General features: G+C 40.9%; 13 protein-coding genes and 9 tRNA genes. 7 read left to right on the forward strand and 15 right to left on the reverse strand.

What is annotated here, in order from left to right:
- Positions 1-134 precede the first annotated feature (134 nt).
- The 4 genes from FAY30_RS22855 to FAY30_RS28110 are packed head-to-tail and all read right to left on the reverse strand — an operon-like array spanning position 135 to position 1701.
- The gene (locus tag FAY30_RS22855; RefSeq protein ID WP_149872030.1) at positions 135-611 is read right to left on the reverse strand and encodes a CBO0543 family protein; all 477 of its coding nucleotides are present in this window, start codon (positions 609-611) and stop codon (positions 135-137) included.
- Positions 608-985 (reverse strand): CBO0543 family protein, encoded by a 378-nt coding sequence (locus FAY30_RS28105; protein WP_411675507.1) that lies wholly within the window; start codon positions 983-985, stop codon positions 608-610. Before FAY30_RS28105 ends, FAY30_RS22855 begins: the two co-directional genes overlap by 4 nt.
- Complete coding sequence (locus tag FAY30_RS22860; RefSeq protein ID WP_149872031.1) at positions 969-1298, reverse strand: hypothetical protein; 330 nt, start codon at positions 1296-1298, stop codon at positions 969-971. The genes FAY30_RS28105 and FAY30_RS22860 overlap by 17 nt, the downstream gene beginning before the upstream one ends.
- On the reverse strand, positions 1258-1701 hold the full coding sequence (locus FAY30_RS28110; RefSeq protein WP_411675467.1) for a CBO0543 family protein: 444 nt from the start codon (positions 1699-1701) through the stop codon (positions 1258-1260). Before FAY30_RS28110 ends, FAY30_RS22860 begins: the two co-directional genes overlap by 41 nt.
- Positions 1702-1918: 217 nt before the next feature.
- Here FAY30_RS28110 and FAY30_RS22870 point away from each other — a divergent pair, with 217 nt between their 5' ends.
- The 3 genes from FAY30_RS22870 to FAY30_RS22880 all read left to right on the forward strand — a co-directional run bounded on the left by FAY30_RS22870 (position 1919) and on the right by FAY30_RS22880 (position 3892).
- Entirely contained in the window at positions 1919-2365 is a 447-nt protein-coding gene (locus FAY30_RS22870) for a carboxymuconolactone decarboxylase family protein (protein WP_149872033.1), read from the forward strand.
- Between the two features lie 135 nt (positions 2366-2500).
- Positions 2501-3127, forward strand: a complete 627-nt coding sequence (locus FAY30_RS22875; RefSeq protein WP_149872034.1) for a dienelactone hydrolase family protein — start codon at positions 2501-2503, stop codon at positions 3125-3127.
- Between the two features lie 93 nt (positions 3128-3220).
- Complete coding sequence (locus tag FAY30_RS22880; protein WP_149872035.1) at positions 3221-3892, forward strand: NAD(P)H-binding protein; 672 nt, start codon at positions 3221-3223, stop codon at positions 3890-3892.
- Positions 3893-3973: 81 nt separating this feature from the next.
- Here the strand turns inward: FAY30_RS22880 and FAY30_RS22885 are convergent, their stop codons facing one another.
- Complete coding sequence (locus FAY30_RS22885; protein WP_149872036.1) at positions 3974-4753, reverse strand: SDR family NAD(P)-dependent oxidoreductase; 780 nt, start codon at positions 4751-4753, stop codon at positions 3974-3976.
- A 423-nt stretch (positions 4754-5176) separates the two neighbouring features.
- Between FAY30_RS22885 and FAY30_RS22890 the strand changes: the two genes are divergently transcribed.
- From FAY30_RS22890 to FAY30_RS22905, 4 genes are all read left to right on the forward strand, one after another.
- Positions 5177-6100, forward strand: coding sequence for an EamA family transporter (locus tag FAY30_RS22890; RefSeq protein ID WP_149872832.1), 924 nt, complete (start codon positions 5177-5179; stop codon positions 6098-6100).
- Positions 6101-6327: 227 nt separating this feature from the next.
- Positions 6328-7422 (forward strand): PfkB family carbohydrate kinase, encoded by a 1095-nt coding sequence (locus FAY30_RS22895; RefSeq protein ID WP_190284956.1) that lies wholly within the window; start codon positions 6328-6330, stop codon positions 7420-7422.
- Entirely contained in the window at positions 7423-8340 is a 918-nt protein-coding gene (locus tag FAY30_RS22900; RefSeq protein ID WP_149872038.1) for a pseudouridine-5'-phosphate glycosidase, read from the forward strand.
- 271 nt (positions 8341-8611) lie between these two features.
- A complete protein-coding gene (locus FAY30_RS22905) occupies positions 8612-9793 on the forward strand; it encodes a NupC/NupG family nucleoside CNT transporter (protein ID WP_149872039.1) in 1182 nt (393 codons plus the stop codon).
- 637 nt (positions 9794-10430) lie between these two features.
- Here FAY30_RS22905 and FAY30_RS22910 read toward each other — a convergent pair.
- The 10 genes from FAY30_RS22910 to FAY30_RS22955 form a co-directional block, all read right to left on the reverse strand.
- Positions 10431-12275, reverse strand: coding sequence for a hypothetical protein (locus FAY30_RS22910; protein WP_190284735.1), 1845 nt, complete (start codon positions 12273-12275; stop codon positions 10431-10433).
- A gap of 482 nt (positions 12276-12757) precedes the next feature.
- Positions 12758-12831: transfer RNA gene (locus tag FAY30_RS22915), tRNA-Arg, on the reverse strand.
- Positions 12832-12943: 112 nt separating this feature from the next.
- A tRNA-Asn gene (locus FAY30_RS22920) sits at positions 12944-13002 on the reverse strand.
- Positions 13003-13018: 16 nt separating this feature from the next.
- Positions 13019-13089: transfer RNA gene (locus tag FAY30_RS22925), tRNA-Gly, on the reverse strand.
- A 12-nt stretch (positions 13090-13101) separates the two neighbouring features.
- A tRNA-Cys gene (locus FAY30_RS22930) sits at positions 13102-13175 on the reverse strand.
- A 13-nt stretch (positions 13176-13188) separates the two neighbouring features.
- A tRNA-His gene (locus FAY30_RS22935) sits at positions 13189-13264 on the reverse strand.
- 5 nt (positions 13265-13269) lie between these two features.
- Positions 13270-13354 (reverse strand) — tRNA-Tyr (locus FAY30_RS22940).
- Between the two features lie 11 nt (positions 13355-13365).
- A tRNA-Phe gene (locus FAY30_RS22945) sits at positions 13366-13438 on the reverse strand.
- A 44-nt stretch (positions 13439-13482) separates the two neighbouring features.
- Positions 13483-13559 (reverse strand) — tRNA-Asp (locus FAY30_RS22950).
- A 3-nt stretch (positions 13560-13562) separates the two neighbouring features.
- Positions 13563-13636, reverse strand: a tRNA-Met gene (locus FAY30_RS22955).
- Positions 13637-13739 lie beyond the last annotated feature (103 nt).

Below are 13739 nucleotides of genomic sequence, written 5' to 3' on the forward strand. Positions count from 1 at the left end.
ACACACTCCCCTTTTATCTATATAACGATTACATTTTATATTGTACCTTGTATTGTTGCCTTTATCTACTCTCTAGTAATCCCCTCACTTCCTATCCCAAAGGAATGTACGAATAGCTCCATGGCCGCCCTTTGTTATTCATTTTCCTGTTCGATTCCCTTGAAGAACCAGGTATAAAACCATCTGGTAATGGCAAAGGCGATGAATAGAGTAATGAAGGTCGTATACCACGCCCAATGGTGATAGATAATCAAATCAGTATATTTTACAAGAAAGAATTCCGGTATGGTCATCGCGATGCAATAGGCACAGTAGTACAGAAACCTAATCCATTTACTGTGAGCGTACGGGTAATGTGTATTGAAAACAGCACTAACTACCGGGTAAACAAAAAACTCAAAGGTAAAACTAGAACGGTTCTCTTCTCGGAATAGGCGGACGGGGTAGGATATGAGCCCGGCTTCCACCACCGCTAACCCCGCAAACCAGGTAAGCGCCTGAATAAATAAAAAACTCACCAGCGCAATGCGTATTTTCCGTTTCGGAATTGTCAGCAGCATCCCCAGGTTCAGCAGCCATACAACCAGTAAAATCCACCACTCAATTCTCATCGGACCGACTCCTGTCCACGTTGAAGCAATTCTTTGCTTTTAAAAAACCACCGGGTAGTCACGTTTACTATCACTGCAATGCAAAAAGTATTCAGCCACGTGAAATACCAAGCATAATGGGCGTACACCACCAAGTTGGTAAACTTCACAAAAGCAACATCCAGTATGACGACTATGAAACACCAGATGGTTAAATAACCGGCACGGATCATGAACGAGCGTGGGGGCTCGAAAATAATATAGAATCCACAAAGAAGTGGATATAAGAAAAACGCTGTGGTCAACAGCATTTCCGTCGCCTTTGGGAATTCACGGACAGGGAAAGACAGCAGGTGAAATTTGACATGTACCAAGGAACTAAACCAGGTAAACATCTGACACAATAAGAAAGCAAATAAAAAGCGGCGCCGCCGGTTTTGTGGAACAAACAAAATATAGGACAGTATCCCTAGCACCCATATCAGGATGAGCACGATATAATTGACTGACATCCCCATTCACCCCTCTTGCAGCCATACTTTTTTCAACCGACCCTTTGGCAGGAACAGTCATTAGTTTATCGGAACATGGAAATAGTGAAGCATGAACAAAATAATTGCCACAGACAGTCCATAGGTTAGGAACGGCCTCGTTACATGCAGGCGAATCATCCCATACATGGTCGGATAAAAGAGCAGTTCCATCCAAAATTCATACCCATTATGGAGATGAATCGATTCAGTTGGTAAAGGGGGTATTCAATCAGCACAGAACCTGCGACCCACATTAAAAGGAAAATGAACTGCCTACCCTTTGATTTCAAATACGGATAATGGCTAAGAAACAGCAATGTAATTGCCGGCAGAGTAATAAATGTATAAAATAATTCGACTATCGTATGCGTTCCCCCAATAAAATCCGTTTGATATTCCCAAAGCATATAATCTTTACATAACAGGTTGTAAAGTAAATTACAGGTAATCACATAGAAAATCGTATGAATATAGGATTGCCACTGCCGCCAATCCCCTTTCCACACAGCCGCAGAAACCAGAATAACGCTCAAAAGTACATGCATAATTCCCCATCGCCAAATGGGTAATATAACCATAATTTTCCCCCAGGCCAGGTAAACTATGCGGGCACTGTGGAGCCATGCGGCGGTCTTTTGGAACAGCCTCCTTTTGAATACATCGCCATGGTTCTCCAAATGAAAATATCTACTGAACGAAACTTTCCTTTGTTATGAACTCAGTATAGAATAGGAATATACGTTCCTTTTTTAGGGGAATATAAAAATTCACTTTTATTTTAGGAGGCTTTTGGAAATGGAAAAACGCATGAATTATTATGAACTTGCACCTGAAGCGCTTAATATTATGATGGAAATGGAGAAGTATACAAAATCCACTGGAATAGACCGTAAACTTCGTGAACTTATGAAAATTCGCGCTTCTCAAATTAATGGCTGTGCTTATTGCCTGAATATGCATACCTCTGACGCTCGAAAAATGGGTGAAACGGAACAGCGTTTATACTGCGTCAGCGCTTGGAGAGAATGTGATTTCTACACAGATGCTGAAAAAGCGGCATTAGAATTAACGGAAAGTGTGACACTAGTTTCAACAAAGCGTGTCCCTGATGATCTTTATAATCGAGTGCGTAATCATTTTAGTGAAAAGGAATATGTAGATCTTGTTATTTTGATTAATCAAATAAACAGTTGGAATCGAATCTCCATTGCCATGGGAAATTTCGCAACTGCAGAAAAATAGGAATTCTACAGGAACGGTTCTCATGGTCCTTTCATTTACTTTCTCAGTCCAAAAAAGGCGTAAGAACCGTCCCCCTACTGACAACATTTGACGAATTTCGAAATAAGTTGATCCAAGTGTTTTGGGAGCTGTGAAATGATAAATATACATAATCATTCAGACACTGTAGTTATTGTCGTTCATGAAATCTATGGAATTAACCAGCACATGAAGCATATTTGTAAGTTATTATCAGAAAAGAATCTGGATGTCATTTGCCCCAACTTATTAAACCAAGAAGAACCATTTGAGTATGTTCAAGAAGAGGTTGCTTATCAAAACTTTATAGAGAACTTAGGTTTTTTGAATGCCTCGGATAAAATTAAAAGTATAGTAGGAAATATGAGGGACAAATATAAAAAAATATTTATAATTGGATTTAGTGTTGGGGCAACGATTGCTTGGTTATGCAGTGAGGAAAAAGGGCTTGATGGAATGGTGGGATATTATGGCTCACGAATTAGAAATTACGGAGAAATATGCCCTTTATGTCCTGTAATGCTATTCTTTCCGGAAAAAGAGCCCTCATTTAATGTTGATGAGTTAATTTCATATTTGGTAGAAAAGAATATCGAAATACATAAATGTAAGGGGCAACATGGATTTAGTGATCCATACTCCCAAAAATACAATGCAACTTCAGCAAAAGAAGCGTTCAATAAAACGGTTGATTTTTGCCAAAACGCAGTCGTTCTTAATAAGAAACAAATTAGAGAGTCTTAAGATATTGGTAAGCCGTCTTTGTTGATCTAAAAATCGAATCTCTTCTGGATATATTTGGTTAACATACTGACAGTCTTAAAGGGGGGTAACGAGATGACTAAAAAATCCGCACTGATAGCCGGAGCTACTGGTTTGGTAGGAAATGAATTACTACATATCTTAATCAATAGCCAAAGATATGAAAAAATTTATGCTTTAGTTAGAAGACCACTTGAGGTTAAACATCCTACCCTTATTGAGGTAATTTGTGATTTTGAGCGGCTGGAAGAAGTCGAATCATACTTTACGGTTGATGATGTGTTTTGTACATTAGGAACAACAATCAAGAAGGCGAAAACAAAAGAAGCCATGTTTCGGATTGATGTAGACTACCCGATTGCTATTGCCCAATTGGCAATGGAGAAAGGTGCCAGGCACTTCCTAATTGTAAGTTCTTTTCAGGCAAATAAAAATTCACGTTTGTGGTACCCAAAAATGAAGGGAGAGCTAGAGGATAAACTAAAAGAAATTCCCTATGAAGCTATGTCTATTTTCCAACCTCCTCTGCTCTTAGGGAATCGTAGTGAGTTTCGCTTGCTCGAAAAAATAGCTATTGGTATGGTTCGTGGTTTAGGTTCTATATTTGGTCATCAATTAAGGAGCCGCATGGGAATAGAAGCGAGGACAGTTGCAGCTGCTATGTTTCTGGTTGCTCAGAAAGAACAAAAAGGCATCCAAATATATTCTGCTAAAGATATGGAGATCATCCAAAAATCCAAACAGTAAGACGGTTCTCCCAGGGTCTTTTCAACCATATGTCCTTGTCGAAAAAGTGCCGGCAGAACCGTCCCCATGGTCAGACAATTTTTATAAAGTTCCCAACATACCGCCGTCAATATTCACGGATGTACCTGAAACATAAGAAGCAGCATCAGAAACAAGGAAGGTAATCACTTTAGCCGCCTCATCTGTATTCCCGATCCGACCTAGTGGAATTTGCCGTTCTTTATGTGAAAACTGTTCCCATGACAGTTCTGGGTTCTGATTTTTCCATAGTTTTTCAATTTGTTCACTTCGAATCAAACCAATACATACGGTATTCACACGAATATTGTCCGGACCTAGGTCTTTACTCATTGCTTTAGTTAAGGCCATGCCCGCTGCTCTGCTGACTGAAGTAGGTAAGGATGATGCTGGAGGTGTCTTTCCAATGCCCGCTGTCACATTGATGATCGCGCCTCCGCCAGCCTGTCGCATATGCGGCACGGCATAACGAGAACAATGAATGGCACCGAAAAGCTTTAAATCAAGATCTTGCTGCCATAGCTCCGGACTGACTTTATCAAATGGATGGGCTTGAGAAGTACCAGCATTATTCACTAAAATATCTAAACGTCCATATTTTTCAACTGTAGCAGCCACTACCCTCTGACAATCCTCCTCGTTTGTAACATCCGCTTCTACAACGAATACGTCTTTCCCTGATTGTTCCAGAATATAAGCTGCTGCCTCTTCCAATCGTTTTTGATTTCTCGCACAAATGGTTACCTCGGCACCTTCTTTTACTAAATAAAGGGCCGTTTCTAAGCCAATCCCTCTACTTGCACCAGTGATTATTGCGACTTTTCCGTTTAACCCTAATTCCATGATCAACTTCCTTTCTGAATAACCTGTACTGTTTTTTTTATTATATCTGTTATTCTCGTTTCCATGTTGTTTCTTCACCTGTAATAGGAATTTCCAATTAGTATCCAGTAAATGTCGTATGTTTCTGAAAACATGTCATAAATCCTCGAAATTACGTCATAAGTTCATAGAATGATGTCTTAAGTATTCAAAAATATGTCGTAAGTTACTAATTATATAAATCCTCTTCGTTTGCTTTACGCCCTTTATCAATAGCAATCTATTAACAAGGTGTGTGACCTTTTGTGACTCCATTCGAACTAAAAAATAGTTTGCAATTATGTCGATTTTTGTTTTATATTGGAGATTATGATTTTTCCAACTAAACAATTATGAAAAATCGTAATATTTTTTCAATAGTAGGAGGAATCGCACATGCTGAAGATTTATCTGTACCCCTTGTTGGTCATTTTAGCTGCTAGTAGCTATGGGGTCGTTTCCACCATCATCAAACTGGCAATTGGCAGTGGCTTTACCGCCTCGGAAGCAGTAACTAGTCAATTTTTTGTCGGTTTTTGTATCGCTGTCGTCATTTTCTTGCTCACAAACCGCACAAAGTTAACCTTTAAAGGAGTTAAACTTTACATCGTAGCAGGTGTTTTAACAGGGCTAACCAATATTCTATATGGTCTTTGTTTAAACTATTTACCTGCATCATTGGCCGTTGTTCTCTTATTTCAATTTACATGGATAGGCATCGTGATTTCTTGTATCACCAAACGCCAGCTTCCGAGCAAAATGGAATGTATATCTTTAATCATTTTGGTAGCGGGAACGATTCCAGCAGCTGGGTTGGTTAATGTTGATGTATCTAAAATCCCTTTTCAAGGGTGGTTATGGGGGTTAGCCGCCGCTCTAAGTTACTCCCTATTTTTATTTGTGAATGGCAAGGCAACATCCAATATGAAAACATCTAACCGGTTAGTTCTGGTTGCTTTCTTTGCTTTTATGATGTCAGCCGTCTTTCAATCTCCGGAAATTATCTGGAATGGAACGTTGTTTAACGAAGGCCTTTGGGTGTATGGTCTGGCTCTGGGGTTATTTGGCCTGATCATTCCGGTATTCTTATTTTCGATTGCTGTTCCGAAGGTTGGTTTAGGGATGACATCCATTTTGAGCGCGTTTGAATTACCTATCGCCGTGATGGTATCTGTCATCTTACTAAGCGAAACGGTGACTTCGCTGCAAATAGCAGGAATCGGGATCATTATTCTCGGTATGAGTTTACCTATCCTGTTAAATAAAAACAGTTTAACCCCTAAAGAGACCATGTTAAAACAACAGCAAGTAACCTCACATGACTGGTAAATTTAACAAAAACATAAACGGATATTTTCATAAACAATAGTCGATGAGCGCAGGTAAACACTGCGCTCATCTCCATTATGGGCAAAAAGTGACCGTAATCCTATCTCATCCTGGTTACAATTTTTCAAAAAAACACTATTGACAATGAAACGTGGAAGCGTATACTAAACTTGTGTTTAATTAAAAAACATTTGTTTAAAAAGTGAGGTGTGAACATGACTGTTGATATGACTGAAAATGAGGAATTAATTCTAGGGATGATTAAAGACCATCCATTTATTTCTCAACAGGAGTTAGCAGAAATGCTGGGAATATCAGGTTCATCCATTGCTGCGACTCTTTCCGGGCTCCTCAAGAAAGAGCAAGTATTAGGTAAGGCATATGTGTTAAACGAAACAACTCCGATTATTTGCATCGGGGGAGCAAACGTAGATCGAAAATTCTATGCCAAACATGACATTATGAATGAAACGTCCAACCCAGTGAAATCCTCAACTACGGTTGGCGGAGTAGCAAGGAATATTGCGGAAAACTTAGGAAGATTAGGTGAGGAAGTATCCCTCATTTCAGCAAGCGGGAAAGATTCCGAATGGAAAGAGATTTACGAGTTATCGTCACCTTTTATGAATTTAGAACATGTCGCACAGTTTGAGCATTCGTCCACTGGTTCCTATACAGCCGTATTAGACCAGAACGGAGATTTATCCGTTGCCTTAGCAGACATGGATGTGTATGAGCATATTACACCTGAGCTGCTGATCAAAAACAGTAATTTTCTTAGAAAAGCGAAATGTATCATCGTGGATTTGAATTGTCCACGCGAAACGATTGATTTTCTTTGTTCTTTCACATCAAAATATCATATTCCATTAATCATCATCCCAGTCTCATCTCCAAAAATGAACAGGCTGCCAAAGTCGTTGAATGCTGTGACTTGGCTCATCGTCAATAAAGATGAAACCGAAACATTTTTGAATACGAAAATCAATAATGACAACGATTGGGAAGATTCCGTTAAGCAGTGGTTAGCGTTAGGCGTGAAAAATGTCATTGTCACGAATGGAATTAAAGGTGTCATGGCAGGGATTGAGACTGGCGAGATTCGTCATTACCCAGCAATTCATACACCTGTGGTTGCCGATGTGACAGGTGCCGGCGATTCATTTTGCTCGGGCGTGATTTATTCCTGGCTACAGAAGAAGGAATTTGATTATATTATTAAATCCGGTTTGGTCAATTCCCATAAAACGATTATGTCCAAGCATACAGTAAGACAAGAATTATCCCAAAAACAATTCGAATTAGATATGGAGGAAATATAAATGAAAAACTATATTGAATTATCTGCAGAGGTACAACAAGCAAAAGCGGAAGGTAAAGCGATCGTTGCCTTAGAATCTACAATTATTTCTCACGGTATGCCATATCCGCAAAACGTAAAAATGGCACGTGAAGTAGAACAGATCGTACGCGATAACGGAGCGGTTCCTGCAACCATCGCGATCATTGACGGAAAAATTAAAATCGGTTTAACAGACGACGAGTTAGAGCTATTCGGTAAAAGCTCAGGTGTGGCGAAAGTTTCAAGACGTGACCTGGCTTCCATCGTTGCATCTAAAAAATTAGGAGCAACAACCGTTGCATCTACAATGATCTGTGCTGACTTAGCAGACATCAAAATCTTTGTAACAGGCGGTATTGGCGGCGTTCATAAAGGGGCCGAAACGACAATGGATATCTCAGCTGACCTTGAAGAATTAGCGCAAACAGATGTTGCCGTCATTTGTGCCGGCGCGAAATCTATCCTGGATTTAGGCCTTACACTAGAATACCTTGAAACAAAAGGCGTTCCAGTCATCGGTTATGGAACAGAAGTTCTTCCAGCATTCTACACAAGAAAAAGCGAACATAAATTAAACATCTCTACTGATTCCGTTGATGAAATTGCCGAAACATTAAAAACCAAATGGGAATTAACTTTAAAAGGCGGAGCGGTCATCGCTAACCCAATTCCTGAAGAATTTGCGATGGATGAAGACTACATCAACGGCATTATCGCTCAAGCCATCAAAGAAGCAGAAGAAAACCATATTCACGGGAAAGACAGCACACCATTCTTACTCGGAAAAATCAAAGAATTAACAGACGGAAAAAGCCTTGATGCCAATATCGAATTAGTCAAACACAACGCAAAAGTCGGAACACAAATCGCGGTTAGCTTTAACAACCTAGTGAAATAACAAGAAAAGCGGAAGCGCACGTTTAGCGGCGTATAGACTGGAGCACTTCGACTGAGATAAAGGAAACACGGAGAGCGGAGCGATCCGATGTTGACTTATCGTAGGGAGAAGAGCGAAGTCTACTAGCCGCTGGGCGCAGAAGCTGGACAATTCTCGAATTCAAAATAGAACCTTGTCTCAACTTCTATAAAGTTCAAATTATGACACTTTATAGAAGTTGTCTTTTTTACAAAAAATTGAAAGCGCCAACATCAAGAAGGAGTGGCTTCGTATGAATATTGTTTTCTTAATCACAGGAATTTTGTTTGCCGGCGTTATTGCTTTCTTATTCAGTAATGATCGGACAAAAATAAAATATAAACGCATTTTCATTATGCTGGCTGTGCAAATCGTTTTAGTGTATTTCATGATGAATACGAGTATCGGTCTAATCGCGATCACCAAAGTGGGCGTATTTTTTGAAAACTTAATGAAAATTGCTGATGAAGGAATTCAATTTGTCTTTGGCGGAATGGTGAATAAGGGCGCGACAACGTTCTTCTTTGTAGCATTATTGCCGCTTGTGTTCATGTCTGTGTTAATTGGAATCCTAAATTATATTAAAGTATTGCCATTCCTAGTTAAATACCTAGGCTTAGTGTTAAGTAAGATCACCGGAATGGGGAAACTAGAAAGCTATTTTGCAGTATCGACAGCTGCACTTGGACAACCAGAAGTATTCTTAACGATAATCAAGCAGATCCCGCTTTTATCCCCTAAAAGACTTTACACCATTTGCACATCGGCAATGAGTGCCGTCAGTATGGCGATGGTCGGGGCGTACATGACGATGTTAGAGCCAAAATATGTGGTCACAGCGGTTGTGTTGAACATTTTTAGTGCCTTAATCATTGCGAATATCATTAATCCATACGATTTAGACGAAAATGAAGATTTAGTTCAAATTGAAGAACATGAAAGAGTCCCTTTCTTCCAAATGATTGGAGACAGCATCATGGATGGATTCAAGATTGTCATCACGGTTGCGGCGATGTTATTGGGATTTATTTCTTTAATGGCATTGATCAATGTGATTTTCATGGGCATTTTTGACGTCTCTTTCCAAACGGTTATTGGCTATGTTTTTGCACCAATCGCTTTCATAATGGGTGTCCCATGGAGTGAAGCCGTACAAGCAGGCGGCATTATGGCAACAAAACTAGTGACAAATGAATTTGTCGCCATGTTGAATTTTGGTGAAATCTCCAGCCATCTTTCGAGCAAAACCATTGCCATTGTGTCTGTTTATTTAGTTAGCTTTGCCAACTTTGGAACGGTGGGGATTGTGTCAGGTTCCATCAAATCCATCAGTGACAAACAAGGCGGTATCGTATCAAAATATGCATTAAAACTATTATTAGGCGCAACACTAGCGTCCGTCATTTCAGGTACTATCATGGGCCTAGTCATTTAATAGTTTAATAGAAGAAACCACGCTTTTTGCAAGTGCCGCCGGGGGGCGGTTTTTTTGTTTTTTCGGGGAGAATTGGAACGGTTGTTGAGATTTTAGAGGAACATGTAACGCTGTAGAAAGGCTACTTCAATGCCGCAGCTCAAAATCAGAAGAACAACTACGCAGAATGGTTCTACTTCTAGGTTCGGACTGCAATTTCAGGCGAACATCTAAGTAGATTGGTTCTACTTCTAGATTCGGACTGCAATTTCAGGCGAACATCTAAGTAGATTGGTTCTACTTCTAGGTTCGGGCTGCAATTTCAGGCGAACATCTAAGTAGACAGGCTCTACTTCTAGATTCGGACTGCAATTTCAGGCGAACATCTAAGTAGATTAGTTCTACTTCGATGTTTGGGCTTAAAAATCCAGGTAACCCCTACGTAGACCGCTCCTACATCGGGGTTTGTGCTCAAAATCCACCCAAACATCAAAGTAGACAGCCTCTACTTCGATATTTTGACAATTTAGTGGACACAAAAAACACAGAGAAACTATGCTCTCTGTGTCACCTTCGTGCTGCACCGCTTTAAACCTTAGGTGAGCTGGCATCCGCCACCCAATGTTCAACAAACTTCAAGGCGTGCCGGGCACCGCAACTACTGCATTACCCCATTCTTATCAAAGTAATACCGTTTTCCATTAATCACATGCCAGCCCACAGCTTGTTTGCCTGAGGCTAAATAATAGTACCAATATTTATTGTTTGGCCCTAAATTAATCCATTCCTTCGCAGCCATTTCACCACTTGGTTTGAAATAATACTTGGTACCGCCTATGAATTGGATCCCTGTTGCCATGCCGCCCCAATGGTTGAGAAAGTACCACTTGCCGCTGAGATACACCCATCCTGTCGTCATGGCGCCGCTGCCGTTAAAATAGTACCAACTTTTCGCACTAGGTGGCGCTAAATAAAGTGTTTGATTTATGGAAAGATATTTCCAGCCTGTGGCCATCACTCCCGTATTTCGATCAAAGTAATACCACTTGCCTCCGACCTGTTTCCAATCGATGGCTGCCGCACCGCTCGAATGGAGGAAATACCATTTGCCGCTAATGTACTTCCAGCCGTCGGAAGCCATGACACCATTTTTATCAAAAATATATAACTGACCGCCAATGTAATGAGAACCCGTTACCATATATCCTTCTTCATTATCTAAGTAATACCAATTCTTGTTCCAGTAAACCCAGCCTGTGACGAGCTGCCCGCCTGATTTGAAATAATACCAATCCCCTTCAATGAGCTGCCAGCCCGATTGCATTGCTCCATCATGATTAAAATAGTAGACATCCTCATTAATCATCGCAAAGCCGGTGACCATCGTGCCATATTCATCGAAAAAATACCATTTGTGATTAATATACTGCCAGTCATACACGAGCACACCATTCGGTAAAAAATAATACCAGCCATCCTCGATAAATTTCCAGCCAACCACCATTTCGCCATTTTCATTCAGGTAGTATTCATTATCATCGACCAAAATCCACCCAGTCTCCATCACACCGGACTCATCAAAATAATAACGCTTCTGATTGATAGTAAACCAACCGGTTACAGGTTTTCCAGCTTCATTATAATAGTAACGCTCACCGTTGATTACCACCCAGCCCGCGGCTGCTTTTACCGTAAAATCAAGGTTACTAAAATCTTTAGTATTTCCTTCTTTATAATAGAAGCTATTATAAAAAAATTGATAGTTTGCATTGTACCGATCCGTTACCAGGATATGATCCAGTTTCCACGTTCCCGTCGCAAACGAATGATCAATCATAATCGAAGCCACTTGTGGATTAGAGGAATCGCTTAATCGAAACGTCCGTAACTCATTCTGAGGGGTGCGATAAACGGCTTCAATCTTGGTAGAGTCGTACGTTCCTAAATGATTTAATCCTGTTGCCAAAATGTTTAATGTTGTACCAAACGAAACTTGATTCTTATCAATGCTCACAGATCCTAATTGTGGCTGATATCCAGCCGGATCGACATAAAAATTTCCTGCTCCTAAATCGATTGCTGCGGCATCACCCGGGAACAATTCAGCATTTTTAAAAGAATAATTAGACCCATTAAGATGGACGGTTATTTCGCTAACCTTCCAATTCCCTTTTGCATGATAGTCCTCTACTTTTAAACTAGTAACATACTTTTTAGTTGCCTCATCATACTTCAAGTAGGCTGCCCTTTGATAGGTCTGTCCATAATCATCTGCACGTATCGTGAGGGAAACAGTTGAAGCAACCTCCTCCGGCTCGATCCCTACATCTAAGCTGATGTTAATGGAATCGCCCACTTTGACTTCCTTTGGATAAACCTGTAAATCCTTTACCACCACTCCCGCCGCAAGTGCATGGTTACTAGCAACATATGAACCTAGTAAAACAAACAACGCAACAAATAAACTCCTAAACAGCCATCCAGAAACACGACTTCTCTCCACTTTTATCCCCCTAAAAATTTCAGATACCTTCATTATATATACATATGGAACAATCTGTCATTAGGAATAATCTATTTCTATCCCTAATCTGATTTGAGTTGTGTTCAATGGTGAAAAAGCTCTAGTAACTCTCGAATGAGATACAGGATCCACCGGCGCTTTTCACCGTTCTATCAGCGGATAACCTGTTTCAATCAGCGCTTTTCACCGTTCTATCAGCGGTTAGCCTGTTTCAATCAGCGCTTTTCCCCGTTCTATCAGCGGATAGCCTGTTTCAATCAGCGCTTTTCACCGTTACTCCGCTTTAATGGAAACATCGAAAATCCATCAATTTTTGCAATAAAAAAACCTCCAAACATTATGATTTGAAAGTTGATTTGCTTAACGTTTTTTTTCGGAATTTCATTCAGGTTAGGATACCTTTAATTTTCCCGAATGTCGTTAAACCCTTGATACTATTAAGTTACCTAAAGTAAAAAATACGCGCCTTAGAGGATTCGAACCTCTGACCGTACGCTTAGAAGGCGTATGCTCTATCCAGCTGAGCTAAAGGCGCATTATATGAATGGCGGAATTAGCCCCTCGCTCCGGTTACCCGACCTACACCCTTTGCAGGGGTGCCTCTTCAACCTATTGAGTACTTCTCCCTAAAATAAAATGTCTCCGCAGGTAGGATTCGAACCTACGACCGATCGGTTAACAGCCGATTGCTCTAACCAGCTGAGCTATAGGCCCAAAGGTGAAGCGGGTGATGAGAATCGAACTCACAACATCAGCTTGGAAGGCTGAGGTTTTACCACTAAACTACACCCGCATAGAAAAGATTTGGAGGCAGCACCCGGATTTGAACCGGGGATAAAGGTTTTGCAGACCTCTGCCTTACCACTTGGCTATGCTGCCTCATTATTACTAATGGGGCGGCTGATGGGAATCGAACCCACGAATGTCGGAACCACAATCCGATGCGTTAACCACTTCGCCACAACCGCCATGGTGGTGGAGGGGGACGGATTCGAACCGCCGAACCCTGAGGGAGCGGATTTACAGTCCGCCGCGTTTAGCCACTTCGCTACCCCTCCAAATAAAAAGATGGCTCAGGACGGAATCGAACCGCCGACACAAGGATTTTCAGTCCTTTGCTCTACCGACTGAGCTACTGAGCCAAAAAAAATTATATTTCAACAGTAGATACCTACTGGAAGAAAAATGGCGGTCCGGACGGGACTCGAACCCGCGACCTCCTGCGTGACAGGCAGGCATTCTAACCAACTGAACTACCGGACCATATTGCGGGGACAGGATTTGAACCTGCGACCTTCGGGTTATGAGCCCGACGAGCTACCAGACTGCTCCACCCCGCGATAGTAAAAATAATAAAGTTTTGCCCATGCTCAAAGTTTACATGAACTGTATCAATCTCAGCAAGCATATTCAAGCAGCAGCTCGATTGATACAACTCGCAGT

Source organism: Bacillus sp. S3, assembly GCF_005154805.1.
Lineage (GTDB): Bacteria > Bacillota > Bacilli > Bacillales > Cytobacillaceae > Neobacillus.

Excerpts from the sequence above, each read along its gene's own strand:
- FAY30_RS22880 (WP_149872035.1), top strand. The coding sequence starts at position 3,221 with ATGACTAAAAAATCCGCACTGATAGCCGGAGCTACTGGTTTGGTAGGA.
- FAY30_RS22885 (WP_149872036.1), bottom strand. The coding sequence starts at position 4,753 with ATGGAATTAGGGTTAAACGGAAAAGTCGCAATAATCACTGGTGCAAGT.
- FAY30_RS22855 (WP_149872030.1), bottom strand. The coding sequence starts at position 611 with ATGAGAATTGAGTGGTGGATTTTACTGGTTGTATGGCTGCTGAACCTG.
- FAY30_RS22875 (WP_149872034.1), top strand. The coding sequence starts at position 2,501 with ATGATAAATATACATAATCATTCAGACACTGTAGTTATTGTCGTTCAT.
- FAY30_RS22870 (WP_149872033.1), top strand. The coding sequence starts at position 1,919 with ATGGAAAAACGCATGAATTATTATGAACTTGCACCTGAAGCGCTTAAT.
- FAY30_RS22900 (WP_149872038.1), top strand. The coding sequence starts at position 7,423 with ATGAAAAACTATATTGAATTATCTGCAGAGGTACAACAAGCAAAAGCG.
- FAY30_RS28110 (WP_411675467.1), bottom strand. The coding sequence starts at position 1,701 with ATGGTTATATTACCCATTTGGCGATGGGGAATTATGCATGTACTTTTG.
- FAY30_RS28105 (WP_411675507.1), bottom strand. The coding sequence starts at position 985 with ATGTTTACCTGGTTTAGTTCCTTGGTACATGTCAAATTTCACCTGCTG.
- FAY30_RS22895 (WP_190284956.1), top strand. The coding sequence starts at position 6,328 with ATGACTGAAAATGAGGAATTAATTCTAGGGATGATTAAAGACCATCCA.
- FAY30_RS22905 (WP_149872039.1), top strand. The coding sequence starts at position 8,612 with ATGAATATTGTTTTCTTAATCACAGGAATTTTGTTTGCCGGCGTTATT.